The sequence below is a fragment of the Flavobacterium sharifuzzamanii genome (genome assembly GCF_003254585.1).
Lineage (GTDB): Bacteria > Bacteroidota > Bacteroidia > Flavobacteriales > Flavobacteriaceae > Flavobacterium > Flavobacterium sharifuzzamanii.
In genome coordinates this window covers 415814-432975 of sequence record NZ_QJGZ01000037.1, presented here as the reverse complement: position 1 = coordinate 432975, position 17162 = coordinate 415814, and the positions used below count along the sequence as shown (strand labels likewise).

18 protein-coding genes and 4 tRNA genes are annotated in these 17162 nt (G+C 32.9%); 10 read left to right on the top strand and 12 right to left on the bottom strand.

Annotated elements, in window-relative coordinates; genetic code table 11:
- Positions 1–97 precede the first annotated feature (97 nt).
- The 8 genes from DMA14_RS10640 to tgt all read right to left on the bottom strand — a co-directional run bounded on the left by DMA14_RS10640 (position 98) and on the right by tgt (position 7988).
- Positions 98–889 (bottom strand): sensor histidine kinase, encoded by a 792-nt coding sequence (locus DMA14_RS10640; RefSeq protein WP_111424632.1) that lies wholly within the window; start codon positions 887–889, stop codon positions 98–100.
- 15 nt (positions 890–904) lie between these two features.
- Positions 905–1393 (bottom strand): hypothetical protein, encoded by a 489-nt coding sequence (locus tag DMA14_RS10635; RefSeq protein ID WP_238989946.1) that lies wholly within the window; start codon positions 1391–1393, stop codon positions 905–907.
- Between the two features lie 143 nt (positions 1394–1536).
- The gene (locus DMA14_RS10630) at positions 1537–1905 is read right to left on the bottom strand and encodes a hypothetical protein (RefSeq protein WP_111424630.1); all 369 of its coding nucleotides are present in this window, start codon (positions 1903–1905) and stop codon (positions 1537–1539) included.
- 136 nt (positions 1906–2041) lie between these two features.
- Positions 2042–3586 carry a replicative DNA helicase gene (gene dnaB / locus DMA14_RS10625; RefSeq protein WP_111424629.1) on the bottom strand — a complete coding sequence of 515 codons (1545 nt, stop codon included), beginning with the start codon at positions 3584–3586 and terminating at the stop codon, positions 2042–2044.
- A gap of 141 nt (positions 3587–3727) precedes the next feature.
- On the bottom strand, positions 3728–4681 hold the full coding sequence (locus DMA14_RS10620) for an acetyl-CoA carboxylase carboxyltransferase subunit alpha (RefSeq protein WP_111424628.1): 954 nt from the start codon (positions 4679–4681) through the stop codon (positions 3728–3730).
- 112 nt (positions 4682–4793) lie between these two features.
- A complete protein-coding gene (locus DMA14_RS10615; protein WP_111424627.1) occupies positions 4794–5684 on the bottom strand; it encodes a DMT family transporter in 891 nt (296 codons plus the stop codon).
- A complete protein-coding gene (locus DMA14_RS10610; RefSeq protein WP_111424626.1) occupies positions 5671–6759 on the bottom strand; it encodes an LptF/LptG family permease in 1089 nt (362 codons plus the stop codon). The genes DMA14_RS10615 and DMA14_RS10610 overlap by 14 nt, the downstream gene beginning before the upstream one ends.
- A 98-nt stretch (positions 6760–6857) precedes the next feature.
- Entirely contained in the window at positions 6858–7988 is a 1131-nt protein-coding gene (tgt, locus tag DMA14_RS10605) for a tRNA guanosine(34) transglycosylase Tgt (RefSeq protein ID WP_109190358.1), read from the bottom strand.
- Between the two features lie 222 nt (positions 7989–8210).
- On the opposite strand from tgt, the gene DMA14_RS10600 reads away from it, so the two are divergent.
- The 4 genes from DMA14_RS10600 to DMA14_RS10585 all read left to right on the top strand — a co-directional run bounded on the left by DMA14_RS10600 (position 8211) and on the right by DMA14_RS10585 (position 11639).
- Complete coding sequence (locus DMA14_RS10600; RefSeq protein ID WP_111424625.1) at positions 8211–9068, top strand: polysaccharide deacetylase family protein; 858 nt, start codon at positions 8211–8213, stop codon at positions 9066–9068.
- A 145-nt stretch (positions 9069–9213) separates the two neighbouring features.
- A complete protein-coding gene (locus DMA14_RS10595; protein ID WP_111424624.1) occupies positions 9214–9513 on the top strand; it encodes a hypothetical protein in 300 nt (99 codons plus the stop codon).
- A 245-nt stretch (positions 9514–9758) separates the two neighbouring features.
- Positions 9759–10607 (top strand): transketolase, encoded by an 849-nt coding sequence (locus DMA14_RS10590; RefSeq protein ID WP_111424623.1) that lies wholly within the window; start codon positions 9759–9761, stop codon positions 10605–10607.
- Between the two features lie 78 nt (positions 10608–10685).
- On the top strand, positions 10686–11639 hold the full coding sequence (locus DMA14_RS10585) for a transketolase family protein (RefSeq protein WP_111424622.1): 954 nt from the start codon (positions 10686–10688) through the stop codon (positions 11637–11639).
- Positions 11640–11802: 163 nt separating this feature from the next.
- Here DMA14_RS10585 and DMA14_RS10580 read toward each other — a convergent pair whose 3' ends face one another.
- Positions 11803–12972, bottom strand: a complete 1170-nt coding sequence (locus DMA14_RS10580; protein WP_111424621.1) for an FKBP-type peptidyl-prolyl cis-trans isomerase — start codon at positions 12970–12972, stop codon at positions 11803–11805.
- Positions 12973–13051: 79 nt separating this feature from the next.
- Here DMA14_RS10580 and DMA14_RS10575 point away from each other — a divergent pair, with 79 nt between their 5' ends.
- Positions 13052–13453, top strand: a complete 402-nt coding sequence (locus tag DMA14_RS10575; RefSeq protein WP_111424620.1) for an RNA-binding S4 domain-containing protein — start codon at positions 13052–13054, stop codon at positions 13451–13453.
- A gap of 138 nt (positions 13454–13591) precedes the next feature.
- On the top strand, positions 13592–14092 hold the full coding sequence (locus DMA14_RS10570) for a phosphoribosyltransferase domain-containing protein (protein WP_111424672.1): 501 nt from the start codon (positions 13592–13594) through the stop codon (positions 14090–14092).
- Here the strand turns inward: DMA14_RS10570 and DMA14_RS10565 are convergent.
- Positions 14084–14602 (bottom strand): shikimate kinase, encoded by a 519-nt coding sequence (locus tag DMA14_RS10565; RefSeq protein ID WP_111380233.1) that lies wholly within the window; start codon positions 14600–14602, stop codon positions 14084–14086. The genes DMA14_RS10570 and DMA14_RS10565 overlap by 9 nt on opposite strands.
- A 126-nt stretch (positions 14603–14728) precedes the next feature.
- Between DMA14_RS10565 and DMA14_RS10560 the strand changes: the two genes are divergently transcribed.
- The 3 genes from DMA14_RS10560 to DMA14_RS10550 all read left to right on the top strand — a co-directional run bounded on the left by DMA14_RS10560 (position 14729) and on the right by DMA14_RS10550 (position 15040).
- Positions 14729–14801, top strand: a tRNA-Lys gene (locus tag DMA14_RS10560).
- Between the two features lie 40 nt (positions 14802–14841).
- Positions 14842–14914, top strand: a tRNA-Lys gene (locus DMA14_RS10555).
- A 43-nt stretch (positions 14915–14957) separates the two neighbouring features.
- Positions 14958–15040: transfer RNA gene (locus DMA14_RS10550), tRNA-Leu, on the top strand.
- Between the two features lie 108 nt (positions 15041–15148).
- Here the strand turns inward: DMA14_RS10550 and DMA14_RS10545 are convergent.
- Positions 15149–15907, bottom strand: coding sequence for a hypothetical protein (locus DMA14_RS10545; protein ID WP_157957699.1), 759 nt, complete (start codon positions 15905–15907; stop codon positions 15149–15151).
- 350 nt (positions 15908–16257) lie between these two features.
- On the opposite strand from DMA14_RS10545, the gene DMA14_RS10540 reads away from it, so the two are divergent.
- Positions 16258–16330, top strand: a tRNA-Lys gene (locus DMA14_RS10540).
- Between the two features lie 51 nt (positions 16331–16381).
- Here DMA14_RS10540 and DMA14_RS10535 read toward each other — a convergent pair.
- Positions 16382–17152: a hypothetical protein gene (locus DMA14_RS10535; RefSeq protein ID WP_111424618.1), complete on the bottom strand. Its 771-nt coding sequence runs from the start codon at positions 17150–17152 to the stop codon at positions 16382–16384.
- Positions 17153–17162 lie beyond the last annotated feature (10 nt).

The following is a 17162-nucleotide window of genomic DNA, read 5'->3' as shown; positions in this document are numbered from 1 at the left end:
TTTAATTTGGTTTGTCGAAATTACAAAATATGATTTAGAAAAAGTCTAAATACCCTATTTTATTGACTAAAAACCTTAATAAAAAACATAATTCTACCTAAAAAGTGAAATTTACAACAATACCGTTATTAATTTCAGAGGCAATTTCTATTGTTCCTTGCAAAAATGATATACGGCTATCAATATTCTTCATTCCTAAACCTTTCTGATTTTCTGTATTTGAACTATCAAAACCAACACCATTATCTTTATAATCACAAATATTTACTCCGTTTATATTAGCAAACGAAATCCATATTTCTGTTGCTTTTCCATGGCGAATTGAATTACTCATAAGTTCCTGCAGGATCCTAAAAACATGCAAATGCCTATCTATGTCTTTCTCATCAAAATCAATTTCGTTTTTATAATGCGTTTTTACCGATTTACTACTTTCAAACTCTTCGCATAGCTCTTCGATACCTGCACTCAAACCAAATTTTTCAAAAACAGGAGGCAATAAATTATGGGCAATCTTTCTAGAATTTTCTAAAGCTTTTGTAGTTAGATTAATTATATTCTCTGTTATTTCTGCAGTTTCGGTCTCTGTAAGATTTGGTGCAGTAAGCAAATGGCTGTTTAATGAAACAATATTTAATTTAGAACTGATATCATCATGAAGATCTTGCGCAATTCTTTTGCGCTCTTCTTCTTGAGTAAAAATAATTGCATGCAATTGTTCTTTTTGATATCGAAGTATTAAATCTACTTTTTCTAATTCTTTTTGGATTATCTTTTGCCTAGAAAAATAGAAGAAAATAATTAAAACTACAGCTAGAATCATAAGAAACATAGAGATGTATAAAATAATTGCAACTATCTCTTTTTCTGGCAATGCATGTACGCTCATCTTTATAAAATAATACTAGTTAGCTGAGCTTCTTGACAAATTCTTTTTCCAATCATATAAAATAAATCCATAATACATAATTAGCAAAATAGAGTTTAACTCCCAGCTTAAAAATTTAAATTCCTTACTTAAGTTATGAGTCAAATTACCTATTAAAAACAGCACTGTACTCGTAAGTAAGTAAAACACAACAGCAATACTGATGAAATAATATTCTTTGCTTTCTGTAAGCATATTGTAGAAATGAATTAATGCAAAAATTACAACTAACAAAGACGTCAAAGTTATTTCAAACAAATTGAAACGTAAAAACTGATTCCAATCCATTATAAATTGAACTGCAAGTATTAATAACGCAATAAGAATACTAATCAAGACAAATTTCTTTTGGCTTTTTAAACTAAAAATAGAATTGTAGAATAAACCTAAGAGTATCATTTGTCCAATAATAAATATATTGACTAGAAATAAATTATTCATTCTTAAATGATAGAAAGTCTCCATCGAAAACTGCATTAAAAAAGAAAATGCAAGGTAACATACAAAAAAAACATTAGCTTTTTTCTCTCGAAAAAAGCTATATGTATATAGAATTAAGTCTATCGTTAAAATAAAATAGCTTATATATATAAAAACGTCAAACATTTTTATGGGTTTAATGGGCTGTCTGGATCACCATAAGGAGGAACTGGGCGAGCACCATCATAAACAACATCTCCACCAGTAAATAGTCCGTCGTTTTTGAAAACATCAACATAAATTCTCTTTTCAGGATCCCATTTTGCGCCAACAAATATTAAAGTCTGCTCTCCATCATTATTGATTCCGTTATAAGCACGAACAGCTTGAATATCCTGATCTAATACTAATTTTAAAGTTTCTAATGGAATTAAGAAACCGTCAACTTTTTTTCTTTTACCTTCCTCAATTCCAGTATCTTTACGATACTTATCTGCCCATGTAATACCTTCAGACAAAGAAATTCTAATACTTTCTGAATTTAATTCTTCACTCATAATTTAAAATTTGTTTATTGGTTAATAATTTAAAAAATCAATAGTTTGTAATTGGTTCAGCTAAACTACTGATTTTAATTAGAAAATTAACATTTAAACACAAAAAAAGCCTTAAAAATAAGGCTTATTGATTTTTTTAGAATGGAACATCGCTGTCGTCATCGTCGTCATTTAAATTACTTCCGAAGGCTTCATTAGCAGATGGTAAATTTTTCGTTAGGAAAGGATTATCATCATGATTCATTTTAGATGGTAAATCATCATAACCTCCCGTAAATTCTTCTAAGTTATCGAACTTACCTAAATGTCCTAAGAATTTCAGACGAATATTCTCCAAACCACCATTACGGTGCTTGGCTATAATAAACTCCGCTTGACCTGTTGTTGAAGAAGCTTCATCATCATCCCATTCTTCAATTTTATAATATTCTGGACGGTAGATAAACGATACAATATCGGCATCCTGCTCAATCGCTCCAGATTCACGAAGATCCGAAAGCAAAGGTCGTTTACTAGATCCACGGGTTTCAACGGCACGCGATAACTGAGAAAGTGCAATTACCGGAACGTTCAACTCTTTTGCCAAAGCCTTTAAGTTTCGAGAAATTGTAGAGATCTCCTGCTCACGGTTTCCTCCTCCTTTTCCGCTTCCTCCTGCAGTCATTAACTGCAAGTAGTCAATAATAATCAATTTGATTCCGTGTTGAGATGCCAAACGACGGCATTTTGCACGTAAATCAAATATCGAAAGCGAAGGTGTATCATCAATAAATAATGGTGCTTTTTCTAAGTTTTTCACTTTAGTACTCAGCTGTTCCCATTCGTGCTTTTCTAGTTTACCAGTTCTTAATTTCTCAGAAGAAAGTCCAGTTTCAGAAGAAATAAGCCTCGTAATCAACTGAACCGATGCCATCTCTAGAGAGAAAATCGCAACTGCATGCCCAAATTGAATACTTACGTTTCTGGCCATCGAAAGGACAAAAGCCGTTTTACCCATACCAGGACGAGCCGCAATAATAATCAAATCCGAAGGCTGCCATCCAGAAGTAACTTCATCTAGTTTCTCAAATCCAGTTGCAACACCACTCAAACCTTCTTTACCAGCAATTTCTTCAATACGTTTTTTCGCTTGAAGAACCAAACTCTGCGCGGTTTCAGAACTACGCTTGATATTTCCTTGCGTTACTTCATACAATTTAGATTCTGCTTTATCCAGCAAATCGAAAACGTCTGTAGTTTCGTCATAAGATTCTTCAATAATTTCAGATGAAATTCGAATCAAACTTCTTTGAATAAATTTTTGAAGAATAATACGCGAGTGGAATTCGATGTGTGCAGAAGAAGCGATTTTTTGCGTAAGCTGAATCAGATAAAAATCTCCTCCAGCCAAATCCAACTTTCCATTTTTCTTTAACTGTGTCGAAACGGTTAGCAAATCGATTGGCTGAGTTTCTGTAAAAAGCTGTAAAATTGCTTCAAAAATATGTTTGTGTGCGTCTTTATAAAAAGCGTCTGGCTGTAAAATATCAATTACATCATCTACCCCTTTTTTGTCAATCATCATCGCACCAAGAACCGCCTCTTCCAAGTCAATTACTTGCGGAGGAAGTTTACCTTTTTCTAGATTGATAATAGTAGTTTTGTCGACCTTAACAGGGTTTACATTTTTGAAATTTTCCATATAGCGAAAGTAGCAAAATTTAAAAAAAATCTGCTATCGAGTTATAACTAATTAATTGTTTATAAATAATACCGACCTGTTCATAACCAAAAAAAAATCCGAAACCGCAGGGCTTCGGATTTTTAATTCTATTTTATGAATTTACTCTTTAAACTCGCCCATATTGCTGTATTTGTCCATTCTTTGGGCAATTAAATCGGCTGTTGATAAGTCTTTCAATTCGTTATATCCTTTTGTAATATATTCCGCTACTGTTTTAAAAGTAGTTTCTCTATCATAATGCGCTCCTCCTAGTGGTTCTGGAATCACATCATCAACAAGTTTTTGTTTTTTCATATCAGAAGAAGTCAGTTTTAAAGCTTCTGCTGCACGCTCTTTATACTCCCAGCTTTTCCATAAAATAGAAGAGCAAGATTCTGGAGAAATTACAGAATACCAAGTATTCTCTAACATATATACTTTATCACCAACACCAATTCCTAAAGCTCCCCCTGAAGCACCTTCACCAATAATAACGGTAATGATTGGCACCTGCAGACGAACCATTTCGAAGATATTTCTAGCAATAGCTTCTCCTTGTCCTCTTTCTTCAGCTTCAAGTCCTGGATACGCACCTGGAGTATCTACCAAAGTAAGAACTGGAATTCCGAATTTCTCTGCCATTTTCATCAAACGCAAAGCTTTACGGTATCCTTCTGGATTAGCCATACCGAAATTACGGTATTGACGTGTTTTTGTATTAAAACCTTTTTGCTGACCGATAATCATAAACGATTGTCCGTTTATTTTACCAAGACCTCCAACCATTGCTTTATCATCTTTAAAACCTCTGTCTCCATGAAGCTCTAAGAAAGTATCTCCACAGATTGCTCTAATGTAGTCTAAAGTATAAGGTCTATTTGGGTGTCTTGACAATTGCACTCTCTGCCAAGCCGTAAGGTTTTTATATATTTCTTTTTTAGTCTCTACTAATTTTTTGTTGATTTCCTTGCACGTCGGCGTTACGTCAACGTCAGATTCTTTTCCAATAATAACGCACTTTTCTAACTGTTCTTCAAGTTCTTTAATTGGAAGCTCAAAATCTAAATATTCCATGGATTTTTGAATTTTGTTTGTAAATCGAACCGCAAATATAAAAATATTATATCATTGGCGAAGTTAATTGTTATTTAAAGTATAAAAATGCATTTTAATAATAAGGAAACTATTACAAGTTTTCTTTCTTGTTCTGATAATGCTTGAATACACCGTTTAGAATAACTGTTATGATTATGATAACAGCTCCGATGTAAAACTCAACACTCATTTTTTCTTTTCCTCCTAATATAAAATAGGCCAAAACTATTCCGTAAACTGGCTCTAAATTAGTGGTTAACATTACGGTATAAGGCGTCAATCTCTGCATTACTTTTACCGAAGCTGTAAACGCATAAGCCGTACAGATTGAAGCTAAAACCAATAATAAAACCCAATTATTTAAGGACATTTGGAAGAAATCTGCTGTAAATTTTCCTTGAAATAAAAAATAAACTGTAATAAAGAAAACTCCCGCCCCAAATTCATAAAATGTAATTACCGAGGGTTCATGATCTGAAATTAACTTTCCATTCATTAAAGTAAATAATACTCCTAAAATGATTGCTGCCAAAGCATAATAAACACCTTCGAGATATTTTATTTCAACCTGAAGAATCAATCCTAAACCAGCAATTATTACAAGCCCGAAAAGAACTTCATACCAAAGTACTTTTCTCCCATAAAATAATGGTTCTAATAAAGAAGCAAAAAATGCTCCTAAAGAAAATATCGAAAGTGTAATAGAAACGTTGGAAACATGGATTGCCCTAAAAAAGAAAATCCAATGAAGCGCAATCAATAATCCGACAAAAATTAATTTGAAAAATTCTTTTATCGGAACCTGAAAAGACTGCTTTTTATAAGCAATAAATCCGCCGAGAAATATCATGGCAATCAACATTCTGTACCAAACCAAATTTTCGGCATCAATTGTAATTAAAGCACCCAAAATGGCTGTAAAACCCCAGATAAAAACAATTAAGTGAAGATTTAAATAACTTTTTAAATTATCGTTTCGCATTACGTAATAAGTAAACTGCTAGTATTCCGAAAACAATATTCGGGAACCAAACAGCTAATAAAGGTGAGAAGGTAGATTTTTCAGCTAGTGTACCAAAGATTTTATCAAAGAATACAAATGAAAACGCAATTGCAATTCCGATGGCAAGATTCATTCCCATTCCGCCACGACGTTTCATAGAAGAAACCGAAACCGCAATAATGGTCAAAATAAATGCTGAAACTGGGATGCTATATTTTTTATAAAGAACAACCAAATAGGTATTAATATTTCCTGAACCTCTTTTTCTTTCTTTTTCAATAAAATCAATTAATTTACCAAGAGTAAGAGTTTCTGCAATATAAACTACTGGTGTTAAATCTGCCAATTCAAATTTAAAGGCTACATTTCTTTCAGGAAATTTTTCAATTACATCATTTAATTCTCCTACTGTTCTTTTAGTATAATCGTATAAAACGTAAATCTTCTTTTTAGGATCCCATTTTATACGGCTTGCAGTGATCTTATAAGTCAATTTTTCATTTTCAAAATGTTCTAAAGAAAAATTGAAAGCTGTTTTCGATTCTTCATTAAAGCTATTTACAAAGATAAAATCATGATCGTTAATTTGTCTGTAAACATTAGTGTTTTCACCTCGCATGAGCTCTTTTCCATTTCCTTTCAAATAAGTATACCTAAAATTATTATAACCTTCGCTCGCCGCAGGAACAATAAAAAATCCCATAAGCAACACAAAAATTGAAACAATTGTTGCACCTATAATATAAGGACGCAAGAAACGAGTAAATGAAATTCCAGAACTCAAAATGGCAATAATTTCAGTATTATTGGCCAGTTTTGATGTAAACCATATTACCGATAAAAACAAAAATATCGGGAACAGCGAATTAATAAAATAGATTGTAAAGTTGTAATAATAGAAAGCAATATCTCCAAAAGGAATCTTGTTTTCAAGCATTTTATTCACCTTTTCAGAAACGTCAATCACAATTCCGATCGGCGCAAACAAAAGCAGCATGACAGAAAAAGTTCCCAGATATCTTTTTAAGATGTATTTATCTATTATTGTTAACATAGATTTTTTGTTTCAAGTTTTTCTTGTTTCAGGTTTCAAGTTTGTTAGATTCGATTCTTACCAGAACCTGAAACTTGAAACCTGAAACTTGAAACTTTTTAAAGTCTTTGGCTCATATTCTTAACCATCATTTCTTTCCATGGTCTAAAATCGCCCGCTAAGATATGTTTTCTAGCTTCACGAACCAACCACATATAGAAACCAAGATTATGAATGGTAGCAATTTGTTTTCCTAAATATTCATTAGCCGCAAACAAGTGTCGTAAATATGCTTTTGTATATTCTGTATCAACAAAAGTATGTCCCATTTCATCAATTGGAGAAAAATCAGCTTCCCACTTTTTATTCTTTATATTGATTGTTCCGTTTGCTGTAAACAACATTCCATTTCTTGCATTACGAGTTGGCATAACGCAATCGAACATATCAATTCCTAACGCAATATTTTCTAAAATATTAATCGGAGTTCCAACTCCCATTAAATAACGAGGTTTATCTTCTGGAAGAATTTCACAAACTACTTCAGTCATAGCGTACATTTCTTCAGCTGGTTCACCAACAGAAAGTCCACCAATTGCATTTCCTTGCTGACCAGCATTTGCAATATATTCAGCCGACTGGCGACGCAAATCTTTGTAGGTACTTCCTTGAACAATCGGGAAAAATGTTTGTTCGTATCCGTATTTATATGGCACTTTTTCCAAATGATTAATACATCTGTCTAACCAACGATGTGTCATATGCATAGAACGCTGCGCATATCGGTAATCACAAGGATAAGGCGTACATTCATCAAATGCCATAATAATATCAGCCCCAATGGTACGCTGAATTTCCATTACATTTTCTGGTGTAAAAAAGTGGTATGAACCGTCAATATGCGATTTAAACTTCACTCCTTCTTCCTTTATTTTTCTATTTGAAGAAAGAGAATACACCTGATATCCTCCAGAATCTGTCAAAATATTACGATCCCAGTTCATGAATTTGTGCAATCCACCCGCTTTTTCTAAAATCTCGGTCTGGGGACGCAAATATAAATGGTATGTATTTCCAAGAATAATATCCGGATTTATTTCTTCTTTCAATTCGCGCTGATGCACTCCTTTTACAGAAGCAACCGTTCCAACCGGCATAAAAATTGGCGTTTCAATTACGCCGTGATCAGTAGTTATACTTCCCGCTCTTGCTTTAGACTGCGGATCTTTTTGTAATAAATCGAACTTCATTTCTTTCTTTTTTCAGTCGGCAAAGATAAGCTAATTTCAGGGAAATTTAATTAATTAGAAAAATTGTGAATTATAAAATTGAGTTAATTCAAAAACAATATAAAACCCAAACTTGAGAAATTTTTAAATTTGAATAAAATCTATTGAAAATGAAATGTAGTGCTGTCTGACTGAGCGAAGTCGTAGTGCTCACACAGCATATTCACAACAATAAAAAATCAGATGAACTTAGCACAAAAACTCGGATATCCTGAAAACACCAAATTATTAATCATTCACGCCGATGATGCGGGATTATCCCATTCCGAAAATCAGGCAACTATAAAGTCTCTCCAAAACGGATCTGTTAATTCTTATAGTATAATGGTGCCTTGTCCTTGGTTTTTTGAAATGGCAACTTTCGCAAAAAACAATCCCAATTACGACTGCGGAATTCATTTGACTCTCACTTGTGAATGGGAAAATTATAAGTTCGGTCCTATTCTTCCAATTTCTGAAGTCTCAAGTTTAGTAGATCAAAATGGCTATTTTTATAAAACCAGACAAGATTTCAAAAACAATGCAAAACCCTCTGAAATTAAAAAAGAACTTACCGCTCAAATTGAAAAAGCTTTGAAGTTTGGCATTGAGCCAACGCATCTCGATTCGCACATGTGCAGTGTTGGCGTCACTCCTGAAATTTTAGAAATCTACAAAGATTTAGGAAAAACATACAACTTACCTGTTTTCATTAATAAAGACTTTGTAAAATCTATTTCTTTATCTGATGAAAAATATAATTTTGACGATACACTTTTGGCTGATAAACTTTTAATTGGATATTATAATGACTTTGAAAAAGGAGAACTTCAAAAATCTTATGAAAGAGCCTTAGATAGTGCAATTTCAGGATTAAATGTTTTCCTGCTTCATCCTGCCTTTGATGATTTTGAAATGCAAGGCATCACAATAAATCATCCTAATTTTGGTGCGGAATGGCGTCAAATAGACTTCGATTTTTTTACAAGTGACGAATGTAAAGCAAAACTAAAAGAGAATAATATTCAGTTAATTACCTGGAAACAAATTGGGCAAGTATAGAATTTGCCAAGCAGAGAATAAGATAATATCTTTTTGTGCAAATATTATAACATACTGATTCTAAAAACATAAACATTGAAAGCATAGATTTCATAACTTTATAGTAGATAAAGTATCTGTTTAATAAATATTTAATATTGGCATTATGATAAACTCAGAAGATAAAAATACCGCAAGAGAAAATGAAATAGAAAGAAATCTGGAAAATCTAAATTATCCATCAAATGAAGATATTTACGATCGTGAAGATAAGTTAGACGATATTGACCCTGAAAACATTTCTACGGACAAAACCATTATTAAAAATAATAATGAGTGGAAACAAAACAGCGAAAAAATTGGAAATGATTTAGACATTCCAGGTGCTGAGCTAGACGATGATCAAGAAGAAATAGGCTCAGAAGACGAAGAAAATAATTACTATAGCGAAGGAGATACCGAATAAAAAACTTTCTATTCTTAATTCCACACATAAAAGTCTTGCCAAAATGCAAGGCTTTTTTTTGCCTTATTAAAAAATGAGAAAAATGCATTTATAAAAAAGCAAACACAAAACCCTCATGATATTTCATTTCATAATGTAAAAAAAACAGTAAAATTTAACAATTGCTATAAAACTAAAGCAAAAAATCATTTGTCTCCCCGCAAAATAACGATTACTTTTGCTCCAGTTTAACTTTTACATATAAAATGAAGCCTAACACACAACAATTAAGCGATTTAACGATCCAAGTAAGAAGAGATATTCTTAGAATGGTACATGCTGTAAACTCTGGACACCCAGGTGGTTCATTAGGTTGTACTGAATTTTTGGTAACATTATATCAAAATATAATGGACCGCAAAGAAGGTTTTGATATGGACGGAATTGGAGAAGATTTATTTTTCCTTTCAAACGGACACATTTCTCCTGTCTTTTATAGCGTTCTAGCACGTAGTGGTTACTTTCCAGTTTCAGAATTAGCTACATTCAGATTATTAGACTCTCGTTTACAAGGACACCCAACAACTCACGAAGGTCTACCTGGAGTTCGCATTGCGTCTGGTTCATTAGGACAAGGTTTATCTGTAGCTTTGGGAGCTGCTCAAGCTAAAAAATTAAACAAAGACAATCATATCGTATATAGCTTACACGGAGACGGAGAATTACAAGAAGGCCAAAACTGGGAAGCTATCATGTATGCTTCTGCAAAAAAAGTAGACAACATTATTGCTACAATTGACCTTAACGGTAAACAAATTGACGGAACAACAGATGAAGTTTTACCAATGGGAAGTCTTCGCGCTAAATTTGAAGCTTTTGACTGGGATGTTTTAGAAATTAAAGAAGGAAACAGCATCGATGCTATCATCGCTGGATTGACTGATGCTAAATCAAGAACAGGAAAAGGGAAACCAGTTTGCATCTTATTACACACAGAAATGGGTAATGGTGTAGACTTCATGATGCATACTCATGCTTGGCACGGTAAAGCACCAAATAATGATCAATTAGCAAGTGCTTTAGCCCAAAACATTTCAACTTTAGCAGACTATTAAAAAGTACTCAGTCTCAGTAGACAGTTTTCAGCTTAGAAACTTAGTCACTTAGAAGCTTAGTACCTCAAAAGAAATAAAATGAAAAAATACGAAAATACAGGAAGTAAAGATACTCGTTCTGGTTTTGGAGCGGGAATGACTGAACTAGGTCAAAAAAACGAAAATGTTGTAGCATTATGTGCTGACTTAATTGGATCATTAAAATTTGATGATTTCAAAAAAAATCATCCAGAGCGTTTTTTCCAAATCGGAATTGCTGAAGCAAACATGATCGGAATCGCAGCAGGTTTAACAATTGGAGGAAAAATTCCTTTTACTGGAACTTTTGCTAACTTTTCTACAGGAAGAGTTTACGATCAAATTCGTCAATCTGTTGCTTACTCAGATAAAAACGTAAAAATCTGTGCTTCTCACGCTGGTTTAACTTTAGGAGAAGACGGTGCAACTCACCAAATCTTAGAAGATATCGGATTAATGAAAATGTTGCCAGGAATGACTGTAATCAATACTTGCGATTACAACCAGACTAAAGCAGCAACTATTGCATTAGCAGATCACCACGGCCCTGCTTACCTACGTTTCGGACGTCCAGTGGTAGCAAACTTTACTCCTGCTGACGAGCCATTCGTAATTGGAAAAGCAATTCTATTAAACGAAGGAACTGATGTAACTATTATCGCAACAGGACACTTAGTTTGGGAAGCTCTTATTGCTGCTGAAAAATTAGAAGAAAAAGGAATTTCTGCTGAAGTAATTAACATCCATACTATTAAACCTCTTGACGAAGAAGCTATCCTTAAATCGGTTGCTAAAACAAGATGCGTAGTTACTGCAGAAGAGCACAACTACCTTGGAGGTCTTGGAGAAAGTGTTTCTGGAGTATTAGCTCTTAACAATCCAACTCCGCAAGAATTTGTAGCAGTAAAAGATAGTTTTGGTGAATCTGGAACTCCAGAGCAATTAATGGAAAAATACAAACTAAACAATCAAGCGATTATTGAAGCTGTAGAAAGAGTTATCAAAAGAAAGTAATTTTCAAACTTTTTTACTTTATAAAAAAACCTCGAAATGTGAATTTCGAGGTTTTTTATTACCCCTACCTTTTCTTAAAACTGAAAGATCAAAACCATATATTTCCCCACAAAAAAAGCCCCGAAATATGAATTTCGAGGCTTTCATTTATAATATTGAAAAATTATTTCTTTTGATAAGGATATGTTTTATCCAAATGAATTCTTAATCGTCCTGGTGCCGTATAATCTTCTGGAACAAAACTTCTAGGATTATCTATTGATTCAGTTGCATTTTCATCTTTAAGTTTACCAGTAGGCCTTCTAGGAATTCCTCTCGGCTCTGTTTCATCAACATTTGGCGTATTAGTATCATCAGTCATTGGATCCCAAGGATAATAATTTCTTATTCCAAAATAAAAAGATGTTCCATCTAATGTTCCCCAACCTATCTGATCAGTAGGCTTGGTAAGTTCAAATCTAGTTGTATAGCCATCTCCGTCGTCGTCAAAATCTAAAAAGTCAGGAATTCCATCTTTATCAGTATCTTCTATTTTATCATCTGACAAAGTAGGGTATCTTGCGGTATCTCTCGGATCATAAAGATAACCGTCACCATTAAGATCTTCCAAATAACTTGGCACACCATCACCTACTTTTGTTTGCGTAGAAGCGTTGTACTCAAGATCAGATCGCTTTAAAGCTAATAATTTAAAGCTAAATACTAAAGGAGCATATTGAGGAATACCTGCTGGAGGGTTTCCATAATATGCCAATCCTGAAGGCAAAAACATTACTCCAGCTCCATAGCCATCATATGTAAAACTTCCATCGGTACCTGTTGCATTACGAGTTCCTACTCTAAATTGTGGCATAATCTCAGGCCAACCATCTATAATAGGTGCTGTGACATAAATATCTAAATTAAAATTACGCTCAACTCCATACGAACTATCAAACTGCTTATTATCTAAAAATGTTCCTGTGTATGAAACAGTAATCTCATCAAAATTACATGGTCTCTCACCAACACCTTCTCTAAAACTTAGATAATAAACCTTATAATCAACACCACGACTAGAAACGGGTCTAATTCTCAAAGGATACTCTTGCTGATCCCAAATAGAAGTCTGTGTTCCTCCTGCTGGAATCTTTGCTATTGTAACATCATAATTCTCTGTTACAGTAATATAATTTGTCTTTAAATATTTTTCAATCGAATCATTATCTGCTTTATACTGCACAGCATAATCCCTCAAAGGAACAACTACCACCTCATCATCATCCTTTTTATTACAAGAAACGATGGCAAGACCAGCAAGTAACAAAACAAAATAATATTTAAATTTATTCATTATTATCATTTTTTTAGGTGCGCAAGATACAATATTGATTTATTTTTGTAAAGAATTTAACTTGGATTTTAGAAAAATTATGAGAATAGATAAATACTTGTGGTGCGTTCGTTATTACAAGACCAGAAACATGGTTACTGAAGCTTGCAAAAAGAATCAGATCACTGTAAATGGACAGATTGCAAAACCTTCAAAAGAAGTTTTTCCTACAGACCGAATTACCTTTAGAAAAGATCAAATTACACAAATTATAACGGTTTTAGATATTCCGCAAAGTCGTGTTGGAGCAAAATTGGTTGATATTTACAGAAAAAATGAAACTCCACCAGAAGCTTATGCACATTTAGAGTTATTAAAACTATCAAAAGAACATTATAGAAGAAGCGGCACAGGCCGTCCGACTAAAAAAGACCGAAGAGACATTGATGATTATGGAGACGAAATTTACGATGACGAAGAAGAAGAAACTGAAACTGAATAAATCTAAATTTCATTAAATTCCAAATTTCAAAAAACAATCAAATTCCAAACAGAAAACAGAACAAACTTCCCTTAAAATTTGGATTTTGGATTTTCTATATTGGATTTTAAATTAATTATCTTAGCAAAAAAATACATTATGAGCAACAATATTATCCTAACACATCAGGAAATCGAACATAAAATAAAACGTATCGCTTACCAAATTTACGAGACTTTTGTAGACGAAGATGAAGTTGTTATTGCCGGAATTGCTTCTAACGGATTTGTTTTTGCCGAAAAAGTCGCTTCGGCGCTCAGCAGCATTTCTACCTTAAAGGTTTCTATCTGCGAAGTCAAAATAAACAAACAAAATCCGCAAGAAGCGATACAAACTTCATTAAGTACTGAACAATATAAAAATAAAGGATTGGTTCTGGTTGATGACGTCTTAAACTCAGGCACTACATTAATATATGCTGTTCGTCATTTCTTAGATGTTCCGCTTAAAAAATTCAAAACAGCAGTACTTGTTGACCGAAACCATAAAAAATACCCTGTAAAGGCAGATTTTAAAGGAATCTCGCTTTCAACTTCTTTATTAGAGCATGTTCAAGTAGTTTTCAATTCAGAAAACGGTGATTATGCTTCTCTAAGCTAAGATTTCTAAAATATCCTGAACCGTTTCTTCGACAGATTTATCATCTACAGAAACTTTATGTTTTGCTTGATTGTAATAATAACTTCTGTCGAATAAATGTTTCGCGATAAACTCTTTCATTTCTTCCTCATTCATATTAGCAATCAAAGGACGTTTGCTTTTATTATGCACCAATCTATTATATAAGGTATCAATTGATGCTTTTAAATATATAGATACAACATCATCTCCTTTTAATAATTCATGATTATTGGCATAACATGGAGTTCCTCCACCTAATCCTATAATGTTATTTTCGGAAGACTGCAGCAATTCGACAAACATTTCGTGTTCTAATTTTCGAAAATACACTTCTCCGTGCTTCTCAAAAATCTCATTTATGGATAAATTTGCTCTTTCTTCGATACATTTATCCAAATCTAGGAACGGAATATTTGTAATTTTTGACAAATTTTGGGCGATTGTTGACTTTCCGCAACCCATGTAACCTAACAGTACAATTTTTTTCATATTAATAAAACCTTATAAACTAAGCAATTGGAGATTTTTCCAAAAAAAAGACAAATTTATGATAAAATAGCTTGGAAACTTCAAAAAAAACTCCTTATATTTGCACCCGCATTCAAGAAATTAAATGACTCGATAGCTCAGTCGGTAGAGCACATCACTTTTAATGATGGGGTCCTGGGTTCGAGCCCCAGTCGGGTCACAAATTTTGTGATTAACAAATTAAATTTCTTGAAAGCAATGACTCGATAGCTCAGTCGGTAGAGCACATCACTTTTAATGATGGGGTCCTGGGTTCGAGCCCCAGTCGGGTCACAAAGGTCGGGTAATTTATTTTACTCGACCTTTTTTCTTTTTAGGCCATGTGGAGAAACGGTAGACTCGCCATCTTGAGGGGGTGGTGCTCGTAAGGGCGTGAGGGTTCAAATCCCTCCATGGTCACTAAAAAAGCCTATTTCGTTCTGAAATAGGCTTTTTTTATTTTACTTTATTCTTATTGAATTAATTTCTATTAAAGCCTGATTAAAAATTTAAATAATTATAAACGCTTTAATAGATTATTTCTCTATAATACACATCGGGATTTTCTTTTCTATCACTTTTTTTAACTACCCAATTACCATGCTTATCCCCCTTATATGAATAATCACCTTCATCCAAACCATTAAACTTACTTGAAGCAATTCTTTCTACATCTGTATTCCTTAAGCTATCTACATTATATTGTTTATTGAAGTATTCTTTTCGCCATATAGTTACTTTATTACTGCTATTATAATTGGAAACTTCTAGAATACGATTTTCATTAATGACTACTGTTCCGCCTTTTTGAATCTCTTTCCAAGTACTGTTAATTACTTTTTTTACAACATTCCCCATTTCATCATATTTCTTAAGACAACCGAAGTAAACCGTATCCGATTTAACTTTCCTTAAATCATCAACCAACCTATTATCAATCTTATCTTTAAAATAAATAAACTTTTGCACAAATTTTTCCCCAAGAAAGTTTTCACTTGAATTTATTACCAATTGATTATTTTTAAACTTATAAATATGACAATTGGCATCTACTTTTACAGAATCAGATCCAACAATTTGATAACAAGTTTCATTAATGCCTTTCGGATTACCATACAAAGTATCCCCCTGAAAAATCAACATTTTGGGTTCATCATAAACTTTCCCAACAATCAATGAATCTAAAGAATTATCAAATTTTTCAAGCGCAACATATATTTCTTTTTTTGAGTTTTGACAACTAACCAAGCTTACTACAAAAATTAGAGACATTAAGAATCTATTCATTCGATGACTAATATTATAAAATTCACATTACTTACATAACCTTCAATTCTTCTCTATTTCAAAAAGAAAAAGAACACAGTTTATACAGCTAATATAAAACTATTTTTGAGGTAAAATAATTTCCATCTCCTTAATCAGTGAGTTTAAAAAGTATCCTCCAAATTAAAGAACCCCAATTTTTTTTAAAACTTTTCTTTTTCATTATTGAAGTCTTCACAAAATACAAAAACATATTTCACTACAAAACAAACACTTACAACAACAATTAAATTTTATTCAAAAATTCATTAAAAAAAGACTTGTTAAGCTAAATAAAGTACTTATATTTGCACCCTCATTGAAGAAATGAAGACTCGATAGCTCAGTCGGTAGAGCACATCACTTTTAATGATGGGGTCCTGGGTTCGAGCCCCAGTCGGGTCACAAAAGGTCAAGTAATTATTTTACTTGGCCTTTTTTGTTTTTAGAGCAATTCTACTTATAGTTAATAATGCACGAAAGGGCCAATGCTTCCAAATCTAAATTAATTGCAAGAATAGGCTTCTCAATACTATTCAATATCGACTCCTTCATATTACTCCCTGAAACAACGCCAAGATTATTTTCAATTGCAATTTCTATAAATTTCAAAAACTCCTGAAAATAGCCTTCAGAATCCGCATCCGTCGAAAACAAACTTTCTTTATCCATCCACAAAAGCTGTAAATCATCATTAGTGACCCAATTTACTATTCCCGAATTATACGGAAAAACGCTTCCATATTCCTGATCTGTAATTCTTGTAATAATTTCTGCTGCTGCCGACTTTGGTCTAGCATTAACACGACTTCTAAAAATATTTCGCCCTAAAATCAAATGCGGATTAAAACTAGCACATTCAGAAAAAATCAGCAACGGTAAAATCTCAGTTAAATCATCAATCACTTGACTATTTTGTTTTTTAAACTCTTTTTCATCTTTGCGAATTGCATGTAAAGCTTCTAAATATTGTTCGCCTGGTTTTTTCTCCCTAGATATAAGAGCATACAAATCCTGATGCACTTTAAAATCTTTGTCAAAAAAATGACAAAATTTTAAAATCGCATCAATTCTTTCTTTAGAATTCCTGTTGTCCCACAAAATATTGTTTCCTAATTTTGATTCAAAATGCTTTTTTAACAGCTCCCCTTCCCCTAATAAATCAGGAACAACTTTTGCGTAAAAGGTTTTATCATCAAAAAAATGCAGTGTGTTCCAATCGCTCATTTTATATTTC